Annotated in this window: 16 protein-coding genes and 1 tRNA gene; 6 read left to right on the forward strand and 11 right to left on the reverse strand. The window is 64.3% G+C overall.

Annotated elements, in window-relative coordinates; translation table 11 throughout:
- Positions 1-70: 70 nt before the first annotated feature.
- Positions 71-2,359 carry a xanthine dehydrogenase family protein molybdopterin-binding subunit gene (locus OHL12_RS12320; RefSeq protein ID WP_263414115.1) on the reverse strand — a complete coding sequence of 763 codons (2,289 nt, stop codon included), beginning with the start codon at positions 2,357-2,359 and terminating at the stop codon, positions 71-73.
- A gap of 116 nt (positions 2,360-2,475) precedes the next feature.
- The gene (locus OHL12_RS12325) at positions 2,476-4,149 is read right to left on the reverse strand and encodes a glycoside hydrolase family 9 protein (protein WP_263414116.1); all 1,674 of its coding nucleotides are present in this window, start codon (positions 4,147-4,149) and stop codon (positions 2,476-2,478) included.
- A 216-nt stretch (positions 4,150-4,365) separates the two neighbouring features.
- On the opposite strand from OHL12_RS12325, the gene OHL12_RS12330 reads away from it, so the two are divergent.
- Both OHL12_RS12330 and OHL12_RS12335 read left to right on the forward strand, forming a co-directional pair.
- Complete coding sequence (locus OHL12_RS12330) at positions 4,366-4,977, forward strand: hypothetical protein (protein WP_263414117.1); 612 nt, start codon at positions 4,366-4,368, stop codon at positions 4,975-4,977.
- Between the two features lie 111 nt (positions 4,978-5,088).
- A complete protein-coding gene (locus OHL12_RS12335) occupies positions 5,089-6,264 on the forward strand; it encodes a DUF6599 family protein (RefSeq protein ID WP_263414118.1) in 1,176 nt (391 codons plus the stop codon).
- A gap of 127 nt (positions 6,265-6,391) precedes the next feature.
- Here the strand turns inward: OHL12_RS12335 and OHL12_RS12340 are convergent, their stop codons facing one another.
- Positions 6,392-6,532, reverse strand: a complete 141-nt coding sequence (locus OHL12_RS12340) for a hypothetical protein (protein WP_263414119.1) — start codon at positions 6,530-6,532, stop codon at positions 6,392-6,394.
- Positions 6,533-6,564: 32 nt separating this feature from the next.
- Here OHL12_RS12340 and OHL12_RS12345 point away from each other — a divergent pair.
- Positions 6,565-6,640: transfer RNA gene (locus OHL12_RS12345), tRNA-Thr, on the forward strand.
- Between the two features lie 342 nt (positions 6,641-6,982).
- Positions 6,983-7,933, forward strand: a complete 951-nt coding sequence (locus tag OHL12_RS12350) for a tetratricopeptide repeat protein (protein WP_263414120.1) — start codon at positions 6,983-6,985, stop codon at positions 7,931-7,933.
- Positions 7,934-7,969: 36 nt separating this feature from the next.
- Here OHL12_RS12350 and OHL12_RS12355 read toward each other — a convergent pair whose 3' ends face one another.
- The gene (locus OHL12_RS12355; protein WP_263414121.1) at positions 7,970-9,157 is read right to left on the reverse strand and encodes a cystathionine beta-lyase; all 1,188 of its coding nucleotides are present in this window, start codon (positions 9,155-9,157) and stop codon (positions 7,970-7,972) included.
- A gap of 8 nt (positions 9,158-9,165) precedes the next feature.
- Complete coding sequence (locus OHL12_RS12360) at positions 9,166-10,338, reverse strand: trans-sulfuration enzyme family protein (RefSeq protein WP_263414122.1); 1,173 nt, start codon at positions 10,336-10,338, stop codon at positions 9,166-9,168.
- Between the two features lie 318 nt (positions 10,339-10,656).
- On the opposite strand from OHL12_RS12360, the gene OHL12_RS12365 reads away from it, so the two are divergent.
- Positions 10,657-10,857 (forward strand): hypothetical protein, encoded by a 201-nt coding sequence (locus OHL12_RS12365; RefSeq protein WP_263414123.1) that lies wholly within the window; start codon positions 10,657-10,659, stop codon positions 10,855-10,857.
- A gap of 3 nt (positions 10,858-10,860) precedes the next feature.
- Here OHL12_RS12365 and OHL12_RS12370 read toward each other — a convergent pair whose 3' ends face one another.
- Together OHL12_RS12370 and infC are read right to left on the reverse strand one after the other, a co-directional pair.
- The gene (locus tag OHL12_RS12370) at positions 10,861-11,469 is read right to left on the reverse strand and encodes a CDP-alcohol phosphatidyltransferase family protein (RefSeq protein ID WP_263414124.1); all 609 of its coding nucleotides are present in this window, start codon (positions 11,467-11,469) and stop codon (positions 10,861-10,863) included.
- Between the two features lie 14 nt (positions 11,470-11,483).
- Complete coding sequence (gene infC, locus OHL12_RS12375; protein WP_317889838.1) at positions 11,484-12,116, reverse strand: translation initiation factor IF-3; 633 nt, start codon at positions 12,114-12,116, stop codon at positions 11,484-11,486.
- 230 nt (positions 12,117-12,346) lie between these two features.
- Here infC and OHL12_RS12380 point away from each other — a divergent pair, with 230 nt between their 5' ends.
- Positions 12,347-12,880, forward strand: coding sequence for a response regulator (locus tag OHL12_RS12380; RefSeq protein ID WP_263414125.1), 534 nt, complete (start codon positions 12,347-12,349; stop codon positions 12,878-12,880).
- A gap of 71 nt (positions 12,881-12,951) precedes the next feature.
- Here the strand turns inward: OHL12_RS12380 and OHL12_RS12385 are convergent, their stop codons facing one another.
- The 4 genes from OHL12_RS12385 to OHL12_RS12400 all read right to left on the reverse strand — a co-directional run bounded on the left by OHL12_RS12385 (position 12,952) and on the right by OHL12_RS12400 (position 20,566).
- Positions 12,952-15,708, reverse strand: a complete 2,757-nt coding sequence (locus OHL12_RS12385) for a TonB-dependent receptor (protein ID WP_263414126.1) — start codon at positions 15,706-15,708, stop codon at positions 12,952-12,954.
- Positions 15,709-15,788: 80 nt separating this feature from the next.
- On the reverse strand, positions 15,789-16,172 hold the full coding sequence (locus tag OHL12_RS12390) for a hypothetical protein (protein ID WP_263414127.1): 384 nt from the start codon (positions 16,170-16,172) through the stop codon (positions 15,789-15,791).
- A gap of 243 nt (positions 16,173-16,415) precedes the next feature.
- Positions 16,416-19,313, reverse strand: coding sequence for a hypothetical protein (locus OHL12_RS12395; RefSeq protein ID WP_263414128.1), 2,898 nt, complete (start codon positions 19,311-19,313; stop codon positions 16,416-16,418).
- Positions 19,314-19,420: 107 nt separating this feature from the next.
- Positions 19,421-20,566: an acyltransferase family protein gene (locus tag OHL12_RS12400; protein ID WP_263414129.1), complete on the reverse strand. Its 1,146-nt coding sequence runs from the start codon at positions 20,564-20,566 to the stop codon at positions 19,421-19,423.
- Positions 20,567-20,660: the final 94 nt, after the last annotated feature.

A 20,660-nucleotide genomic window follows, 5' to 3' on the forward strand; every position in this document is an offset into this window, starting at 1 on the left:
CACTCTTCGTCCTCAATGCACCTCGTCCGCTAAAAGGCGAGCGAGTGCATCTTTCGTTCTTCGGAATCTGCTAGTCGAAGCCGAGCAGCGATCCCTGCCGAATCGGCAGCTTGCGCACACGAATACCCGTCGCATGGAACACCGCATTCGCAATCGCGGCGTTCACCCCGGTCACGCCGAGCTCGCCCAGCCCCTTGATGCCCAGCGGGTTCACTTCCGTGTCGACCTCGTCGAGCATGATCGTCTCGATCGCCGGAATGTCGGCGTTCACCGGCACGTGGTACTCGGCCAGCGTGCTGTTCGCATAGCGCGCCAGCACCGGGTCCACTTCTGCCGACTCGTGCAGCGCCGACGAGATGCCCCACACCTGTCCGCCCACCAGTTGCGAGTGCGCCGTCATGCGGTTCATGATGCGTCCCGCCGCAAACACGCCCACCATGCGCGACACGCGAACCATGCCCGTCGAGCGATCAATGCGCACCTCCAGGTAGTGCGCGCCGTGCGCAAACTGCATGCGATCCTTTAGCCGCGATCCGCCCAGCAAGATCGGCTTGCCCCGGCTGATGAGCCACGGCCCGATCAGCGGCGGCGCGCCATGCGGGCTGTTACGGCCTTCTTCCACCAAGGGCTTGCCGAGGCCAACGCGCTGGACCAAATCAGCCAGCGGTTCGGAGCCGGTTGCGCCGACTACATTGCCAGCGCGCAGCCGCACCTCTTTACTCTTCGCGCCGTACAGCGCACCGCCCTTGCGATACACCGCCTCCACGGCGAGCCGGCGGCGCAGCGACTCGCAGGCCTTGCCCACCACGCTGCACACGCTGGCGGTCGAGTTCGACCCCGCCGACATCGGTCCTGCCGGCAACGTGCTGTCGCCGATACGAACGGTGATGCGGTCCAAGCTCAGCCCCAGCAGGTCCGCCGCAGTCTGCGCAATCACGGTGCGAATGCCGGTGCCGATCTCGTGAGTGCCGACCTCAACCGTCGCGCACAGGTCTGGCGTGAGCGTCACGCGGCACAGCGCCGGCCCCACCTGCGTTGGATAGAACGCAGACGCCATGCCCCAGCCCACTAGGTCGTTGCCATCGCGCATGGAGCCGGGCCGCGGATCGCGCTCGCTCCATCCAAAGAGCTCCGCACCCTTGTCGATACACTGCACCAGCGACCGGCTGGTGTACGGCTTGTTCGTCGCGGCCTCGACCATGGTGTCGTTGCGGCGGCGCAGCTCCGCCGGATCGATGCGCAGCTTGTGCGCCAGCTCGTCCATCGCCGATTCCATGGCAAACAGGTACGGCGTCTCCGGTGGCGCGCGCATGAAGCCTGGCGACTGCCGGTCGGCGCTCACGTTGTGTACGCGCACGTCCACGTTGCCGCACTTGTACAGGCGCGCGGTCGACTCCGATCCGGCCACGGCAAAGCGATCCGCGCGGCTGGTCATCTCCCAGCTCTCGTGCACGATTGCGGTCAGGTGCCCGTCCGCATCGGCACCTACGCGCAGGTGCTGCCGCGTTTCCGCGCGGAAGGTTTTCAGAAAGAAGCACTGCTCCCGCGACGACTCCAGCTTCACCGGTCGGCCCAGCCGCCGCGATGCCAGCGCGATCAGCGCCGTGTACTGCCCCAGTTCGCCGCGCGATCCAAACGCGCCACCGATGAACGGCGACACGATGCGGACCTTCGCGGGCGGAATGCCAAGCTGTTTCGCCAGGCCGTACTGGAATCCACGCACATTCTGGCTCGACTCCCACACGGTCAGCTCGTCGCCCTGCCACGCGCACGTCGCTTGGAACATCTCCAGCGGGTTCTGCACCTGTGGCGGCGTCTCGTACCAGCCCTCCACGATGGTGTGGGCGTCGGCCAGGCCCTGGCTCACGTTGCCGGCCTTCAACTCCGTTTCACCCAGCGCCTTGGCTTTGACCACCACTGCACCGGCGTCGTCAAAGCGGCCGGCCGGCTCTTCCGCCCGGAACTCGAACCGCAGCTTGCCCGCAGCGTCCTTGGCGATCTCCGGCGTTTCCGCAATCGCGACCGCGACGATCTGGCCGGCAAACTCGATGCGGTCCGAGCCCAGCGGCGCCACCGACTGCGCCATGTAGCCGCCGTCGATGATGTGCTTACCCGCCTTCACCGCCGTGCCAACATTGCGGTACGTCAGGATGTCGAGCACACCCGGGATGGCCCGCGCTGCAGTCTCGTCGATCCGGCGGATGCGGCCCCGCGCAATCGGCGAGAGGGCGAGGTAGGCGTGCGCCAGATTCGGCAGGTGGTGTTCCGCACCGTACTTTGCCTGACCCGTGACCTTGGCCAGGCCGTCTACCCGGACCGTCGCGCTACCGATGATGCCGTTCGGTTGTATCTGCTCCATGCCGTGCCGCACGCTCCGTATTCAGTGGGATGCGTTTGCGGCACCGCACCGCTCCGCACCCGAACGGCAGCCGGCCATCGCGCCCAAGGACGCCGGCTACCACCCGGCAACATCGCTTACGCGTTCGCGGCTGCCAGCAGGAACACCAGCGGCGCGTTCCAGTTGATTGCCACCTCGTTCATCGAATACGCCTGCCAGTCATCCACCCACATCCGCATGGGCGGCCGCTTCGGCAGCTTGTCGGCCACCGAGTCGCCACCGTGCGCATTCGGACCGCCGGAGAGCAGACCCGGCCATGGCGCAGCAATCTTGTCGGCCTGGCTTGGCCGGTGGTGCGGATGCTGAAACGGGCGGACGCCCACCCCTGTCACCCACGACACACCAAAGCAGTTGCGGCCCAGCAGGTAGTGCAGGTTCGCCAGCGCGGCCTCGCGCGCAGCCGGGTCGCTTTGGAACCGATCGGCCATCAGCAGCAGCAGCGCGTGGTTCGCGGCGACCGAGTTCGATCCCCACACATAATCCGTCGCCTCCATCGTGTTGCCAAAGCCGCTCGTGCGCGAATGCTCCACGAGCGCGTTGGCCGCATCCCGCGTCGCGCTCACAATGCGATCGCGCAACGCGGCATTCGCTCCCGTGCTCATCGCATAGGCCCACAGCGCAAAGGACATCAGGTTGTTCCAGCCTGGCGTTGTCACGCGCAGCTCCGCCGGCAAGCCCGCTTCAAAGGCGACGCGAAACTCTGCCTCGCCCGTGGTGCGAAACAGCTCTGCCGCGGCCCACATCATCTCGTCGGCGCTGGACCGGTCGCCGTATTCGCCGGTGGTCACGCCCGGCGGATTCTTGAACAGCACTTCGGGGTTCTCACGCGCCCACTTGTATGCGGCGCGCGCCGCGACAAGGCAGCTCTCCGCGAACTTCGGGTCGTACGGCCGGTAGCATCGTGCTGCGATCGCTGCCACCGCGGCCAGGTCGGCCGTGGCACACGTGCTCTTGAAAGGCGCGCTCCCGGTGCCGATCACCTGGCTGGGCAGGTCGTCGCGCTCCGGCATGATAAAGCCGCAGAACGCCGCGCTGGTCTGTTTATGCCACACGCCGCCATCGGCCGGATCCTGCATGCTCAGCATCCATTGCAGGTTCCACCGCACCTCGGCCAGAAAGTCCGGAACGCGGCCACCCGACTCGGGAATCTGCAGCTTCAGCGGCTGCAGCATTGCGGGGAACATCTCCCACGCGTACAGCAGAGTGGCGGTGGAGATGCCGCTGTTCACCACGTAGCGCCCGTAGTCCCCGGCATCGTGCCATCCACCGCTGTTGCGCACCGGACCGCTCTTGCCGGAACTCACACCGAACTCGCCAGCCTTGTGGCACGCCTTGTGCTTGTATCCGCCGCCCAGGTCGACCTTGCACCCGCACCGCTGGCCGTAGAACGCCCGCATCGCCGTTTTCAACGCGGCCCCATACGCCGTCTCCGCAATGATCACCGGATCGCTCACGGCGTCGGCAGTGCGGATGCGGTAGGTACCGGACGTACGCACCGCGGAAAAGTCCACGAGCGCCACAAGATCACCGGACGCGGCGTCCCGTGCGGCGGCGGGCAACGTTCCACGCAGCACCACTTCGCCACGCGCCGACTCCACTGTGAAGTCCTGCCGGTCCGGAGCACCCTCCGCCAACACAACGCTTGCCACCTTGGCCGCAGCCGGCCGGTAGCCGCACTGGTTCGTCACGATGCGCGGAACGGTGCCGTCCGCACCCTCGGTCTTGCTCTTGTCATTCGCGGCCATCGGCATCGCTTGCGAGCCCGACTGTTCTGGCAGTATCCAGGCTCCGGCGCAGGCTGCGCCAATCGCTTTCACTACGAACCGGCGATCCCAGGCCGGCTGATCATTTCGCATTCTCTTGTCACCACCGCCATACGGCGCATTTGCGTGCGAGCACCATGATCATTGCACGCACGCTAAACAATCGTTCGCTGCAGGTCGCACCGCGGCGGTATCCTCGTGCGTATGCAGCTGAACACGGTTCGCGCTGTAGTTGGCTATCGCTCGTGGCTCGTCGCCATTACAGTCCTGCTCGCCCTCGCGCCAGAGCTCAATGCGCAACAGGTCGTCGCGCGCGGAGCCTTCGGCAAGCCCGCCCAGGTACTCGATCAGACCGGCCAGTGGAGCACACCGCTGCAACTGGCGTCGGACAGCGACGTGCAAATCTTCATGCCCGACGTCTCCAACCCGGACTGGCTCAAGAGCAACTACGACAGCTATCAGAACCAGGGCAACTACACGCTCTCGCTCTTCACGCGCTACAAGAGGCCCGACGCCTGCCGCGCGAACCAGACCGCATGGGGCCTTGGCGATGCCGCGCACCTGAACGCCTGCGCCACGGTCGGCTACCGGGTCCATACGGTACGCATCGATCCGCACAGCCGCTCCGTCATTCTTCTGCAGGCGGCCATGACCGACCAGAACGGCAACGTGATTCCTTCCCTTGTCGAGAAGCGAACGGCCTACCGATCGTGGGATCAACTGGACGCCACCAGCCTGTCTGCGGTGAAGAAGGCAAACGATCTGGTCGCAGCGCAGATGAAGTCCTACTACGACCGCCTCAATAATCCTCGGTAAACCGACTTGCCCCAGCACCGAAAGACGCCATCCCGCTTCATCGAGGAACACAAGCAGCCGCCGCGGTGTCACAGCTTGAGACGAAACTCTCGCGCAGGTAGTCCTATCCCTATGCTTCGCTTGCGGCGCTTCTTTCTTGTTCCAGCTTCGGCGCTCCTCGCTGCCGCGGCTCTCCCATCCCACTCTGCGGTTGCGCAGACGCCGGCGAACTCTCCGGCCGCAACCACCGTCTCCATGCCGCCGGCACCGCTGTTGCCCGACAGCTTCGGACCGTGGCACGCGACCGGCACCGCCGATAACGCGCTCAACTTTGACCCTGCCGTCGCGAAGGAACTGATCGTTCAGCGCACCGACGCGAAGACCTACACGGCCGATGGCGCCACCGCAGTCATCTCCGCCGTGCAGATGACCGACTCCACCGGTGCCTACAGCGGATGGACGCTGAAGCGCGCCGTAGCGACCGGCGAGCCCATGCGGCCCTGTGCCGGCGGCAACTCGCTGGGCGCGAATTGCGCCGTATCGGCCGGGCGCCTGCTCTTCTGGCAGGGCAACACGCTGGTGCTCATCGCGCCCTCGGGGACGCACGCCGTCTCTGCCGGTTCTTTCAGCGATCTGCTGACCTCGCTGCCCAAGCCGCTGGGCGCCAAGGGCGCCCCTCCGCTGCTGCCCACGCGCCTGCCCGCGACCGGCCTCCTGCCGGAAACGGAGCGGTACGCTGTTGGACCGGCGACCTACGCCGCCGAAGGTGGAACGCTGCCCGCAGATGTCCTGAACTTCTCCAAGAGCCCGGAGATCCTCACCGCGCGCTACACCGGCAGAGCCGGCAGCGGTCTGCTGACCTCCATCTTCTATCCCACGCCGACCATCGCGGGCGAAGCGCAGCATGCGCTGGAAAAGGCGATTGGGAATCGTGCACTTTCGCCCGGCATGCTCGCCGGTTCGCCCACCGTGCGGCGCTCCGGACCGATCGTCGCGCTTGTGACCGGCGACTTCACCAAGGCGCAGGCTGAGAAGCTGGCCGACGCTGTGAAGTACAACGCCGAGGTCACGTGGAACAAGCCGGAGGGCTACGCCGACCAGTTCACCATTAGCCGGACCGGCAACGTGGTCGTACAGATCATCATCCTGGTGCTCACCATCGTCGCCGCGGCAGCAGTGCTGGGCGTGGTCTTCGGTGGCGGTCGCGCGCTCATCCGCAAGGCTCGCGGTAAGCCACTCTCGTCGCTGGAAGACGCGGAGATCATCAAGCTGGACCTTCGCGGAAGGCCCAGCAAGCTGCAGTCCTAAGGCGAACAAAGAGCGTAGCCGCGTTGCGCCCAATTGCAACCAAAATGGCTCAACCGCTACGCAGTCAAGCACTTACGAAAAATGCTTGACTTGACCCTACCCGCACCGTAGGATTGCGCCAGAAAGTTCAGATGGCTTTGCCTCCGTCCGAACTATTCTCCCTGAAGAAAAAGCCGCCCTGTTGCCGGGCGGCTTTTTCGCGCCCGGAATCGTGGTCGAGCTGCACGCGTGCATGGACGAGCGCCTGCACCGTCCAGAGCTCGGCCAAGCCGGTAGTTTTCCGGTAGAATGGCAAACGAGGCCGACGTAGCTCAGTTGGTAGAGCAGCTGATTCGTAATCAGCAGGTCAACGGTTCAAGTCCGTTCGTCGGCTCCACTTAGGCCAGATCCTCGCGCAGCAACAACGGTTCAAGTCCGTTCGTCGGCTGTGCCGTCCTCCCCACGCACATCCTGCTCCTCCTCCCTTGCGGTTGACCTGCGCAGACCTTCTTTTCCCTCCTGCGTAACCCCTAATGCCTCACCCCAAAGCGGGCACCCGCAACAAAGTGCTGCCACGGCCGATTCCGGTCCGCGTTATCCACGCTTTTCTCGTTTTCCCTCGTTTCGCTCGCTTGAGTCCGCTGGCGCATGCACCGCATACTCGCATCAGCGGAGACGCATCCTATTGCGTATTCCAGCGCCGGCGCACCCATCCGTTGCGCTCTAAGGGAGGAGAACGATGTCCGCAGACACCCTGACAGTCGGCTTCTCCTCGACGGATGCCGCGCGTATTCTGCGCATTCCGGTACAGCAGATCGCAGCCTGGCAGCGCGCCGGCCTGCTACGAAAGCCGGACGGCAGCTTCACCCTGCGCGATATGGGTGCCATGCGCCGCCTACGCTCCTTGCGCGGATCGCGCCCGGCCGGCCGGTCTGAGCGGCAATGGGCCGCGGCTCTGCGCAGTTGTCTTCGCGAAGAAGCCGAGCAGGAGGAAAGCCGTACCGTGCGCAGCGGTGCCCGCCTGGTGGTGCGGCACGGCGGCGCCCTGCTTGACCCGCTCACGCAGCAATTCGGCTTCGACTTCGAAGCCTGTTCCGCGACGGCCGCAGGCGCGCCCGAACTGGTGCGCATGCCCACCGTGGCGAACCCTTCCGCTGTGTCCGAAGCAGGGGCCGACCCTTTCAACCGCGCGCAGGACCTGTTTCAGCAGGCGGTGCTGCTGGAGGAGAGTGCGCTCACCGTGGCCGCGGCCGCCGACCTGTATCGCGAAGTGCTGGCCCTGTGGCCCGCGCACGCCCCGGCCAGCGTGAACCTAGGAACGCTGCTGTACAACCAGCAACGCTTCGCCGAAGCCGAGCAGTGCTACCGCAGGGCAGCCGCGATCGACCCGGACTACGCCCTCGCTTTCTTCGATCTGGGCAACGTGCTCGACGAGCTGCAGCGCCTGCCCGAGGCCATCGACGCCTACCTGCGCGCGATCCAACTGGCGCCGCAGTACGCCGACGCTCATTACAACCTGGCCCTGGCCTATGAGCGCACCGGCGAACGCCGCCGCGCCCTGCGCCACTGGATGCGGTACGTCCGCCTGGATCCGATCGGGCCGTGGGCCGCACACGCGCGCACCCAGGCCAGGAAAACTCTAAGCAGCGAGAAGCTGCGGGTAGTCAGCCGCTACGGCAGACGCGCCTAGGCAACGACTCCGCACGTACCGTCGCTGTTCCGACAGTCAGCTCGCCCTTGAGCACACAGCTAGGGCTTGCTCCAGATCCTCGATCAGGTTCTCGATCGGCTCCAGGCCAACGTGGAAGCGGACGATGCAGCCGGTGCCATACCGCGGCCGATCCAGGCCCGGGTAGGCCATCACCAGGCTGACCGTTCCTCCCCAGCTCCAGCCGATCTTGAATCGTTGCAGCGCGTTGACGAACCGCAAGACGTATTCCTGCGGCAGCTCGTCCCGAAACACCACCGAGAAGATGCTGGCCGATCCGCTGAAGTCTCGCTTCCAAAGGGCATGCCCTTCGCAGGTCGGCAGCGCCGGATGCAGCACACGTCCCACGGCCGGCTGTGTGGCCAGCCACTCCGCGATGCGCAACGCCGAGCGCTCCATCGCGTCCATCCGGATGGCGAGCGTCTCCAAACCCCGCAGCACCAGGCTGCAATCGTCGGGCGACGCCGTCAGACCGAGCGCGCGGTGCGTGTCGCCCACGCGCGTATACGCGCTCTCCTCCCGGACCGAGACCGACCCCAGTAGTACGTCGCCGTGCCCTCCGGCGTACTTGGTCAGCGCCTGCATGCTCACGTCCACGCCGTGTGCGAACGCGTCGAATAAAACGCCGGCCGCATAGGTGTTGTCGAGCGCGACCGGCACGCCGGCGGCATGCGCTGCCGCAACAATGGCTGGGACGTCCTGCACTTCCATGGTGATGGACCCGGGGCTCTCGCACCAAACCAGCGAAGTACTGCTCCGGATCAGCCCTGCGATGCCCGCCCCCAGCGACGGCTCATACACCTCCGCCTCGATACCGCAGCGCTGGAGAAGGCCAGCGGCCAGCTCCTTATTGGGGCCGTACGCATTGGAGGGAACCAGGACGTGGCTGCCCGTGCCGCAGAAAGCCAAATAGATAAGAGCAATTGCGGACTGGCCGCTTCCCACCAGAAAGGTTTGCCTCGCTCCTTCCAGGTCGGCGATACGCGCCGCCAGCTCCAGCGCCGTGGGCGTTCCATAGATGCCGTAGCTGTACTCGCCCTCCGCGTGATCGCGCCAGCCTTCGCGAATGTCCTGCTGCGAGGGAAAGACAACGGTCGATCCGCGATGGACGGGCACGGCGAGCGAACGGAACTCGCCCTGCTCCACGGCACGTGGCTGGCTCAACTTCGATCGCCAGTCTTGCTTATGTTCGAGATCCTTCGCCACGGCACTCCTCACGCAAACACGGTCTGGAACGCCTGCTCGAAGTCGGCGATCAGGTCCTTGGGCGATTCCAGACCCACCGACAGGCGGATGAGCCGGTCGGTAATGCCCAGCCGATCGCGTTCCGCTAGCGACAGATCGCAGTGGGACGCCGTCGCAGGGTGCGTGATCAAGGTTTCCACGCTGCCCAGGCTCTCCGCGCAGGTGCACAGCTTCAGTGCATCGACGAACTTCAGCGACAGCTCCGGCGATGCGTCCAGCTCGAACGACAGCATGCCTCCGAACGCCTTCTGCTGCTTCTTCGCCAGCTCGATCTGCGGAAACGTCGGCAGCCCCGGATAGTTCACCTTCGCAATCCGCGGGTGCGCGGCAAGCCACTGCGCCACCTTCATGGCGTGCTCGCAATGCATGGCAAGTCGCGCCGGCAGCGTCTTCACGCCCTGCAGCGCAAGCCACGAGTCCATGGGCGCCTGGATACTTCCGATGATCTTCCGCACGTACAGCAAACGTTCCATCAGCGCTTCATTGTGCGAGGCAAGCGATCCACCCAGCGTAGCGTTGTGGCCGTCGATGTACTTGGTCGTGGACAGCATGGAGATGTCCGCGCCGAGTGAAAGGCAGTCCTGCAGCAGGGGCGTCAGGAAGGTGTTATCCACCGCAAGCAGCAGGTTCTCCCGCGAATGCGCCAGGTCCGCCAGCGCACGCACATCCGACAGGCGTAGCGTTGGATTCGCGGGAGTCTCGATGAACAGCAATCGCGTGTTCGGCCGAAAGGCCTGCTCCGTGGCCTCCACTGAGGCCGTATCCGCAAAGGTGTACTCCACTCCGAAGTGGGTCAGCACCTGGTGAAACAGGCGGGCAGTGCCGCCATAAATCACCTCAGAAAGTACGACGTGGTCCCCGGCATGCAACAGGCCCAGGCACAGCGTTGTGATGGCCGACATACCGGAGCGGAAGCACAGCGCCGTGCGCGTTCCCTCGATTGCGGCAATGGCCTGTTCCAGCGCATTCACGGTCGGGTTGGCGCCTCGGCTGTAGCCGTAGCCTTTGGTTACGCCCACGGTTTCGTGAATGTAGGTTGCCGTCTGATGGATGGGAAACAGGATCGAGTTCGATTGACGTTCGTAGCTCCGGTTGGAATGAATCACGAGAGTCGATGGATCGAAGTCGGGTCGATCGGTCACACAATCTCCTATGGCGCGCTGCCCAGCGCGACGAGCTGATCACGCCGCTTAGACTTCAGGGTACGCGCTATGCGTCGGCCTCGCACCACTGCGGACCTGTATGGCAGATGCACTCGGTTCGCAGCAGATGCAGCTCCGATGCATTGACACCACATCCGCTCCGGCGTAGCCTCCACTCAATGCAGTCGTTTGCACACCTCTGTTGTTGCTCCCGTTAGATCTTCCACGGTCGAGCGAACGCATGTGCAAAGTTAGCTGTTTTCCCTTGTAGAGTCTCGCGCTCGGCCTGTCTTCCGTTTCGTCATGGAAAGGACTGGCATGAAGAAAATCTCGTTCCTCACACGTCTGCGCTTCTCGTACACAGCATTCCTGCTGGACGCAGCACGCCTCGTTCTGCAGAAACGCCTCTCAGGCAACGTGCGCTCCACCGGCAACTTCCACGTGGCGCGACCCGCCCTGGCCCAAAGCAATGCCCGTGCGAACGCTCTGGAAGCAGTCCCGCTGAAGGCGGCTCGCTAACGGCTACTTGCCGGCCAACATAGCTCGGCGTAGTGCAAGTGCGCGCGGAATCGTCTTTACATCGTGCTGCCATTGCGGCAGGATGGCGGACATCGCCAGGCCTTCCACATCGCACAGGATTCCAAGAACCAGGGCGATGCCGAGCAAGAGCCCGCCCCTGCTGAAGGCAAAAACCAGGATCAGAGAGATCGCCATCACCAGGCCCCACGTCTTGGCTAGGTACGAGTGGTAGCTGGAACTCTTGCCGAACTTCCGCAAGTCCACCACGTAGCGCACACACTCCAGCGTGAGCAGGATGGCGAGCAGCGGCCATTCACGCCGAACAACCGCCGCCTTGCGCAGCCACAGCGCAGCCAGCACACCCAGATAGAACACCGTATCCACCAGCGAATCCGCCACGCGGATCGCGGGAGTGTCGCAGCCCAGCCGGCGAGCGATCACACCGTCGTAAATATCCGAGAGGAGAGCGATCAGGACGCAGACCGAGAGAACAGCATCCGGCCGGCCGGATGCCGCAGCCCACACGATGCCCGGCGCCAGAGCCAGCCGTAGAACGACCAAGGACCACGGCAGAGCCCGCAAAGATTGCCGGGGTGCTGTGGTCCTGTTCAAGGCCGGGCTGAAAGTTACGCGTTCACGGGCTCTGCAGGTGCGGACTCGGCGGCCTGCTTCTTGGGCGCGGGCGCTTCCTGCTTCTTGCTTGGCGCCAGGATGGCGTGCAGCGTGGTGCCTTCCATGCGCGGCATGAACTCGACCACGCCGGTCTGGCCAATGTCCATGATCAGGCGGTTGATGATCTTGTAGCCCAAGTCGCGGTGCGCCATCTGGCGGCCACGGAACCGCAGCGAAGCTTTGACCTTGTCACCCTCTGAGAGGAAGCGAACGGCCTGATTCTTCTTGGTCTGGTAATCGTGCTCATCCACCGTCACGGAGAACTTCACTTCCTTGATGGTGATGACCTTCTGCTTCTTGCGGGCGGCGCGTTCGGACTTGTCCTTCTCATAGAGGAACTTGCCATAGTCCTGGATGCGGCACACCGGCGGAACGGCATTGGGTGAAATTTCAACCAGGTCCAGCGATCGCTCCCGTGCAATCTTCAACGCGTCAAACGGGGCCATGATCCCGAGCTGCTCGCCGTTGTCATCAATCACACGCACTTCGCGCGCGCGAATCTTTTCGTTGGTACGTATAAAGGACTTCTGGGAACGCTTGTCGTTGAACGGTGGAATAAGTCGCCTCCGCAGCTGCTCGCTCTTGATCTGCTCGTTCTATCGGATGCAGATTCTGCGGCGCTGCAATCTTTATCATACATCCGGGCACAACAAATTCGATGGCGTCGCGAGTCGCCCCTAAGCGCCAAACAGGCCGAATCCGCCCGGAATCGTGCCGCAGCCCCGGCGGAAGAGGAGTATGCTGCTGTTGGCCCCAGCAGTGCTGCCACGTACCCGCGCAGGAAGACGCGGGCGTACCGGAGAGGATTTTTTCTTAGATGAAGCGCCGCATTCTCCTTGTCGACGACGAAGTCGCCGTTCTACTCACCTTGAAAACTGTGCTCGAAATCAGCGGCTTTGACGTTGACACCGCCACCAGCGCGCGCGAAGGCAAGTCGCGCATCAAGCACCGCGAATACGAGATGGTCATCACCGACATGCGCATGGAAGGCGAGCGCGCCGGCGAAGAGGTCATCGAAGCCGCAAAGGCCGCGCCCTATCAGCCCGCCATCGCCCTGCTCACCGCGTTTCCCGTGGACGATGAAGCCCTGGATAGCATGGGCGCCGACCAGATGCTGGTAAAGCCCATGCACACCCGCCAGTTGCTGCAGCAGCTTGAGGCCCTGTTCGCCAAGCGGCACGGCACGGCCGACGCCTCGGAGTCCAGCGAAGGCGACGAGACCGAGAAGCCGGCGAAGAAGGTCGCAGCCACCAAAGCGGTCAAGTCAGCGGCAGCCAAGCCAAAGCCAGCGGCGGCAAAGAAGACCACGGCGAAGAAGGCACCCGCCAGCAAGAAAGCCGTCGCAAAGTAGACCGGCGACGAAGTCCAGAAACGAAAAAGGCACGGCGCGAGCCGTGCCTTTTCCATTCGCCCGCGGTGTCGTCAGAACCGGAACGCGATCTCGCCCGTAACCGTGCGCGGAGTCACGTAGTGCGTTCCGCTAAACGTGGACAGGAAGTTGTACAGCGCGTACTTGTTCGTCACGTTCACCGCGGTCAGCCGCGCGCCCAGGTGGTAACGGTCGCTGAAGTGCACCAGGTCGTCATCGCCCATCTCCATATCGAACAGGTTGCGCTGCGAGATACGTGGCGGGTTGTGGTCGTCGTCTTCCTGGTTGATGCCCGGGATGGACACCAGCTTGGAGGTTAGACCCGCGGCATCGCAGCCCGTGAAGCCCTGCGTCTGCGTCGCACGCACGCCGTCACAGGTCAGCCCGGCCTGGAACTGCTCGTCTGCGGTCAGGCTGCTCAGGTTGATCAGCGGCTGGCCGCTCGCGTTCACCAGCGGATTGCCGTTCGCATCGGTGGAGAAGCCGGTGCATCCGCTGTTGGCTCCCGTGGCGTTGTAGCAAGGTACCGATCCTGCCACCAGGCCCGAGTCATACCGCCAGTTCAGCGAGTAGTACAGGTTCTTGTGCCGCGGCACGCGGTACTCGATGAACGTGGATGCGTTCGCGCGCTCATCGTGATCGATGCGGAACGGCAGCGTGCTACCACCGGTGGCAACCGTCGCGCCCACGCCGCCGATCTGCGGATTGAAGAACCGCGCCGCAACCGACGAGAAGACAACCCGTGCGGTCAGGCCTTTGACGTCCGCCAGGGTCGCGCTTGCCGTGTAGCCCGGAATCTTCGAGTTGTGCCACTCGATCGGGAACGTGATTGGCGTCGCACCCAGCACGCTGAAGTCATAGCCGTTGTGGGTGTACTTGCTGATCCACTCGCCATTCACCACCAGGTGCGATCCGATCGCCTGGCTGAAGCCCGCGTGGAACTCGTTGCGGAAGCCCGGCCGGAACGGTGCAGGGTTGCAGTACCCTGCCGTTGCCGTGAACACCGCATTCAGCACAGGATCGAGGCACCCGTGCGCCGAGAGTACGAGGTTTTCGTTGAACGGTGTTTCCTGTGTGCGGGCGTACGACAGGCGCAGCACGGTGCCCGTTTTCTTCACGTTGTAGCTCAGGCCAGCGCGCGGCTCGGGCTGGCGGTCGATCGCAAGGCCGTTGTAAAAGTCGCCGCGCACGCCGAAATTGAACTGCCAGTTGCCCGCGGTGAGCTGGTCCTGCGCATACAGAGCAAGCTGCTTCACATCCGTCTGCCCGTGCCAGATGTAAGTGCCACCGCCGCGCGTCAGGTCATACGGCGCCAGCACCGGACTGTAATTCGGATTTGCCGAGAAGCTCGATGCGTTGACCGTCGCGCACTGGTTGGGACCGACATTTGCCGGATTTCCATTGACGTCGAGGCAAGGCGCATTCAGGTTGGAATCGACCAGACCAAGCACATCGTTCTCGCGCAGAAAAGTCTGCTGGTACATGCCGCCGAACTTCAGGCTGTTGTGCCCCAGGGTCCAGCTCACGTCAGAGCGAACGCCGGCGTTGGTCAGCGAACGCTGCTGACCAACGCTCTCCTGCTGAATCGGGCCCAGGTCGTTCAAGAGGTTTGCCGAGGGCAGGTAACGATAGCTGTCGTGGCGAATGTAGGGTGCGAAGTTCAGCACCGCGGCCGAGCTCAGCACCCGCGTGTACGTTGGCGCAAACAGGTACGTTTCAATCTTGGAGCGCTGGTCGGTTGCGCCCGTCGTCAGACCCTGCTGTTGGAAGCCGTACTGCGTGTCGTAACTGTTCGGCGTCTGGAACAGCGACCGCGTGTACTGCAGGTTCAGGTGCATCGAGCTCACGTCAGAGAACTGCCCGTCGATGCGGTCGAAGAAGTTCTCCTCGTTGCCCTTGTCGTGGTACACCACGAACTCCGGCGCGTCCAGAAACCGGCCGCTCTCAAGTCCGCTGCCCGTGATGAAGTTGCCCCATTTGGGACCGCCCCACGCCATGTTCGCCAGCAGATGGCTCGTGCCGAAGCTTCCATAGGAGAACGACACCTCGCCCGTGGGCTTGGTGATGCCCTGGCCGGATCGCGTGGTCACCACGACTACCAGGCTGGTCTTGTCGCCGTACTCCGCGGGCGGTGCGCCCTCGATCACCTCGAACGACTGCACCGCGTCCGCCGGCAACTGGTTGCTGAACACCTTGCTCTGCTGATCCGTGATCGGCTGTCCGTCCACCGAGAACGAGACCTCGTTGTGGTCGCCCAGGCCGTGCAGCAGGCCGTTGGAATCCGCAGCAACGCCCGGCGTCAACTGCGTCACGATCGAACTCAACTCCGACGAAGCGCCCTCCGTGGGCAGGTGGCTGATCATCGCGCGGTCCACGTCGGTGTGAAAGGTCGGATCGCTCTCCGTCAGGTCGGGCGTCGCCTCCACGTCTACCGTTGTCGAGGACCCAACGACTGCCAGCGTCACATCCACCGCCAGCGGCACGGCAGACGAGACCCGCACGCGCTTCGCCGAGGCCTGCAGACCCGCTCCCATTGCCGAAAGCTGGTACTCATCGAACGGGATGTTGGTGAAGGTGAAGCGGCCGGCGGCATCGGCCGTAACCGTGCGGCTGTAGCCGCTGCCCCGGTTCTGCAGGGTCACCGTTGCGTTGGGCACAAGTGCGCCCGTGCTGTCCTTGGCTGTGCCGGCAATCACGCCGGAGGTGCTCTGCGCCACCGCGGCCATGGCCAGGGTGATGGGCGCAACAGCAAGCAGCGCTCGGTGAAGCTGGGACGGCGATGCGAATCGGAAGAAGCCCGATCGTTGCATGAAATACCTCTCTCAAAAGGGGGAGTGCGCGTTTTGCACTCCGGGTAGGGGAATGTCGTCGGCCCGCTGCGGGCCAGAGGTCAAACTGCCCTGGAGAGAGTGGGTGGCGGCCGGCTCAGTCGCGCAAAAGCGACCGGCTCGCTTTCGACGATGACTTCGTGTTCGAGGACCGTGCTGCGGCACACCGGTAGAACACCGACCGCCGGACCGGCGCTGCTGGGAGCGGCGGACTGCATCGCCACGCACAGCGAGCAGGTCTCCGCGGTGTCGGCGACAGGGGCGGCCGATCGATCCGACTCTCCGCTGATCGCGTGGCTGGCGGCATGTGCGAGAACCGGCGGCGGCAGGTGGCTGTGAAGCGCCTGCCCCACAAACGCCAGCAGAAACAGCAAGAGCACGGCCACGCCCGGGAGCTTCGCCAACGGCGAACTCTCGCGCTTCCGGAAGTGCTCTGTTGTTGTCATCGCGACATGGCTCCCCAAACGACCTCGGCGCACGTGCCCGGAAAGCTGCGAAGGCCTCCGCGCCGGCACACCGATGCCGCCTCCCAGGTTGTTACAGAAACAGACAGGCTCAGTGTAGCGCGTTATTGCGAGCGCATACGCACTAATACCCTGCTTACGTAGACGCAGAGACACGCCGTATGGACTCGCTCCTTCGTCGATGCGTAACCGCAGCCTGTACTGGTGCCCGGTTACGCGCCGACGCTAGTCATCGTCATCATCGCCGCCGTACTTCATGGCGGCTTTCACCAGCGGCCCCGGCGCCAGCACCTTGTCCTCGCCCGGATAGGGGCGGGTCCAGCCGGTGGTCGCGTACCAGGTCACGTGGTTCAGGAAGTTGGGGTCGACCGAGTCGGCCTTGTCATACTTGCCCTTCATCACCTTGCCTGTTGCCTTCAGCCATTCCTTCTCTACCGGCGAGAAGCTGGTCAACTTGCCCGGCTCGATGTCCGGCCCCTGGTCCAGCGGGATGGTGGCGGGAACGACGGTATAGGGCGTCAGGTCAGCGGTGTCCTGGAAGGCGTCGAACATGGGCGACGCGACCAGGTCGAACTGCGTCAGCGGCTTGGCACCCAGGATGTTCTCGATGGTCCGGTTGATGTTCTCCGCGGTGTAGGTCGTGTGAATCGTCTTTCCGCGGCCCGGTGCGGCGGGAGCCGCGGTGTACGGGCTGATGACGTATACGGGCTGGCGGTGTCCGTCCACGTGATCGGTGCCGCCCTGCGAGTCATCCTCCTCCACAAAGATGGCCGACGATCCCCACACCTTGCTGTGACTGATCGCGTCCACCATGCGGCCCAGCGCCAGGTCGTTGTCGGCCTGGTAGTTGATCGGGTACGGATGCCCCTTGGACGTGCCCGCCGTGTGATCGTCCGGCAGCCAAAGCACCGTCAGGTTCGGCACCTGGTTCTGTGCATCCATCTCCTTGAACTGCTGAATCCAGTAGTCGGCGCGGTACTGGTCAGGAATGTCAAGGTTGAACGGCGGAAAGTGCGGGTCCATGATCTTCGCGGCCGACGGGATTGCCGAACTCACGTGGATCGCGCCATCGGGAACGACACACGCCGACGCCGGCGCTTTCCCTTCCTTGCACAAGGAGGTCCTCCAGAAGTCCGCCCACGTATACGCGGTGCCGTCCTTCTTCTTGTCGATCGTGGTCCCGCTGCTCCACTCGCCGTACAGCCGCGCCGTCATGCCCTTGGCCGCGACCTCCGTCCACAGGAAGCCTCGCGGCGTATTGGTCAAGGCGTCTTCCGCCTCGCCACCGGGGTACGACCGGATCCAGTCGGGCGAGAGAATGTCGTTCGAATAGAACGACCCCGACATGCCGATCCACGGATGCCCGTCGGCCGACTGGCGGCTGGGCGCGTACACGTTGTCCAGCAGCGGAAAGCGCTGCACAAACGCATGCTGGTTTGGTACTCCGGAGGCGAAGATCGCCAGTTCCGGCGCCCCATTGCCCCACGGCACGTCGCCCAGCATCTGGTCGTAGGTGCGGTTCTCCTTGATGATCAGGAACACGTGCTGAATCAGCGACGGCTCGCCAATGTGCCGCGGGATTGCCACTGGCTTCGCATCGCGCTGCACGAATTGCGGACCGACCTGGATGTTGGTGGTCAGGTCCCAGTGGTTGTTCTGAAACACCTGCCGGCTCATCCCGGCCAGGCTGCCCGCATTCGGTTCCGGAATCAGGTTCACCACGCCCATGTCGGCGTGCGTGTTGTAACCGATCACGCCGTCCTTGGTTGTAGTCTTGCCGCGCGACCCCAGCCCCTTGTCGTCGGCGATCACAAGCTGTTTCCGCGCCGCGTCAAACGCGATCGACGTCGGGAAGTACGCGGTCGGGATGTAACCGATCACGGGGTGGGCATCGCGCCCCTGCAGGTCGACGACCGCGACGGCGTTCGCCTGTCCCAGCGTTACGTATGCCGTGCCGCTCTCGGTCACCGCTACTGCATTCGGCCCGGATCCAAACGTGCCTCCCGCAATCGGCACGCTCAGGTCGATGGTGCGCACCACCTTATTCGTCGCAAGGTCGATGATCGAAAGGCTGTCGCCGTACGTGTTGGCCACGAACAGCCGCGATCCCGCAATCGTCATCCCCGCCGGGTGCAGCCCGACCGGGATCGAGGCTGTCTGCTTGCCCGTGGTCAGGTCAACCACTGACACCGTGCCCGACAGCGTGAATGCATCCGTGCGGTCGACCACGATCGCCGTACCGTCCGAGTCGTTGGTGAAATCGCCTTGCGTAGCAGGCCGGCCGCCCTCGTTGCTCACATACGCAAAGTTGCCGTGCACCACCACGCTGTTCGGAACATTGCCGATCGGGATTTGCACGACGAGCTTCGCCGGCCTTGCCTGCAGGTCGATGACGCCCAGCGTGTTGGCCGCGTTCAGCGCAACATAGGCGCGCTTGCCATCGGCCGAGAACGCGATGCCGCCCGGGTTGATCGCCTTGGCGTTGTGGTAGGTGCGGCCATCCGCCGGCGGCTCCGGCAACGTCACCCTCTGCTCGTGGCTCAGCAAACCCGTCTTGCGGTCGACTGTGGCGACGGAGACATAGTTATTGTCCTGGCTGAACAAGAGCCGCGATCCGTCCGGCGAGTACGTCACGCCTGAGAACGAACCGGCGCTGCGATCCTTGTCCGAAGCACCAGCCTCGCCGCTCGGCACGAAGCGCTGCAGCACCTGCCCGCTCACTGTGTCGATCACCAGAATCGGCTCCGGCGAACCCATCAGCAGCACCGCCGCCGTGTGCGCACCCTTGGCGGGATTGAGCGCGATCGCCTTGGCCCGCACCGGCGATCCTAGCTCCACCAGCCGGCCCGCCGGCGTGAGCACCTGGTTGCTCGAAGCCACAATCGAACCATCGCGCTGCGGCCCCACCGTCCGCTCCGGGCTGCTTACTTCGGACTGCGCCGCGCTTCGACCTGTACCGCGCTCGCTGTTGCCCTCGGGAGCGTCCTTCATGGGCGCGGTCTTGAAACCGGGGCTGCCCGCCTGCGGCGTTGCCGCCTGAGCTGCTGCCCATTGCAATCCGGGAAAGAACGAGGCCACCGCCAACGCAACGGCAGGCCAGGACGAACGATCAGTCGAGCGCACCCTAGGAGTTCTCCGAACTCAAAGGTATACAGCAGCCGGAAGACACAGTGTTGAACAGGTGGATTGAGGCCGTGCGAAGCGGCGAAACCCGGTGCCGGCTCCGGGGGCTACGCCGTCCGGAAGATCCGTCGCTGGATCCAGAGCCGCGCCTCGTTCGTGCGGTACTCCGTGACCCTGGCCAACAGCGCGGCCACTGTAATCAGGATCAGCAGAATACCCATGGCAATGGGCAGGCTCCGCAAGCCAGGCTGGAACCGCCCCTGCCGCACAAACCACGCGGCCAGCAGAGTACAGAGTGGAATGTGTACGAGATACAGCGTGAAGGAGAAGCTGGAAAGCCACCGCGCGAACCGCTCCCACGCGTGGCCGGTCGCGGCGGAGTTCGCCGACAGCATGGTCCACAGCAGCAGCGTCGTCAGCACGCCAAGGCTGAAGTTGCTCAGGTTTACACCAACGGTCCAGCGCTTGAAGGTGAGAAATGGAAGAAGGTAGAGCACCGCTGCGCTCCAGCGAATCACCGCGCCTAAACGGGCCGGCCACCGCGGAGCCGGAAGCCACGCCAGCAGCGCTCCCATAGCCCACACCGCCGCGGAGAGCCCAATGCCCCAACCAACGAACTTGAAGATCGCCACGATGAGCAGCGCATACCCAACCCGCGCCAGCAACCCAGTGCTGCGCCGAAACACGAGCAGCACAGCCGGAAACAGCAGGTAGTACCAGAACTCGTTGGCTAGGCTCCACAGTGAACCGGCGGAGCCAAACGTGGGAACCCGAATCGTCTGCACAAAGAACAGGTTCCCCAGGAAGATCGACACGCTGCGGTGCGCCGTCACATCCAGGATCACGTGATCGTCGGAAAGCCCGTGGTACAGCGCCTGCGCAAACGGCAGGTGGAGGCCGACCGTATCGAACAGCGCGCACAGCAGCAGCGCCGGCAGCAGCACGATCCAGAGCCGCACAAAGCGATGCAGCAGATACTCCCGCCAGCTCCAGGTACCCTGCCGGAACATGCGCATGGCGCTGCCGCCCACCAGGTATCCGCTGAGCACAAAGAACAGCATCACGGCTGCAACACCGCACGACGACACCACGTACGCCGGCGCCCACAGCACCCGGTGCGCCGCCACATCGCGGAAGTCGACAAAGAGGATGTTGCGCCAGTGCTCCAGCAGCACGAAGACCGCAGCCAGGCCGCGTACCAGGTCCAGCAGAACGGACGCCTGCGTGTCAGTGAAGCGGGGCGTCCGTGTCACAGCACCAGCCCGAGCGGAATCAACGCTGGCAGAGTCCGCCCGTTTCGTCATTCCCGTCGAATGTAGCATCCAGCGCTCCGGCAGCCGGCCCCTG

This window comes from Terriglobus aquaticus, assembly GCF_025685415.1.
GTDB classification, from domain to species: domain Bacteria; phylum Acidobacteriota; class Terriglobia; order Terriglobales; family Acidobacteriaceae; genus Terriglobus; species Terriglobus aquaticus.

What these genes read in the sequence shown, in the direction of transcription:
- OHL12_RS12350 (WP_263414120.1), top strand. Translation starts at nt 6,983, where the DNA reads ATGTCCGCAGACACCCTGACAGTCGGCTTCTCCTCGACGGATGCCGCG.
- OHL12_RS12325 (WP_263414116.1), bottom strand. Translation starts at nt 4,149, where the DNA reads ATGCCGATGGCCGCGAATGACAAGAGCAAGACCGAGGGTGCGGACGGC.
- OHL12_RS12330 (WP_263414117.1), top strand. Translation starts at nt 4,366, where the DNA reads ATGCAGCTGAACACGGTTCGCGCTGTAGTTGGCTATCGCTCGTGGCTC.
- OHL12_RS12320 (WP_263414115.1), bottom strand. Translation starts at nt 2,359, where the DNA reads ATGGAGCAGATACAACCGAACGGCATCATCGGTAGCGCGACGGTCCGG.
- OHL12_RS12380 (WP_263414125.1), top strand. Translation starts at nt 12,347, where the DNA reads ATGAAGCGCCGCATTCTCCTTGTCGACGACGAAGTCGCCGTTCTACTC.
- OHL12_RS12390 (WP_263414127.1), bottom strand. Translation starts at nt 16,172, where the DNA reads ATGACAACAACAGAGCACTTCCGGAAGCGCGAGAGTTCGCCGTTGGCG.
- OHL12_RS12385 (WP_263414126.1), bottom strand. Translation starts at nt 15,708, where the DNA reads ATGCAACGATCGGGCTTCTTCCGATTCGCATCGCCGTCCCAGCTTCAC.
- OHL12_RS12365 (WP_263414123.1), top strand. Translation starts at nt 10,657, where the DNA reads ATGAAGAAAATCTCGTTCCTCACACGTCTGCGCTTCTCGTACACAGCA.
- OHL12_RS12335 (WP_263414118.1), top strand. Translation starts at nt 5,089, where the DNA reads ATGCTTCGCTTGCGGCGCTTCTTTCTTGTTCCAGCTTCGGCGCTCCTC.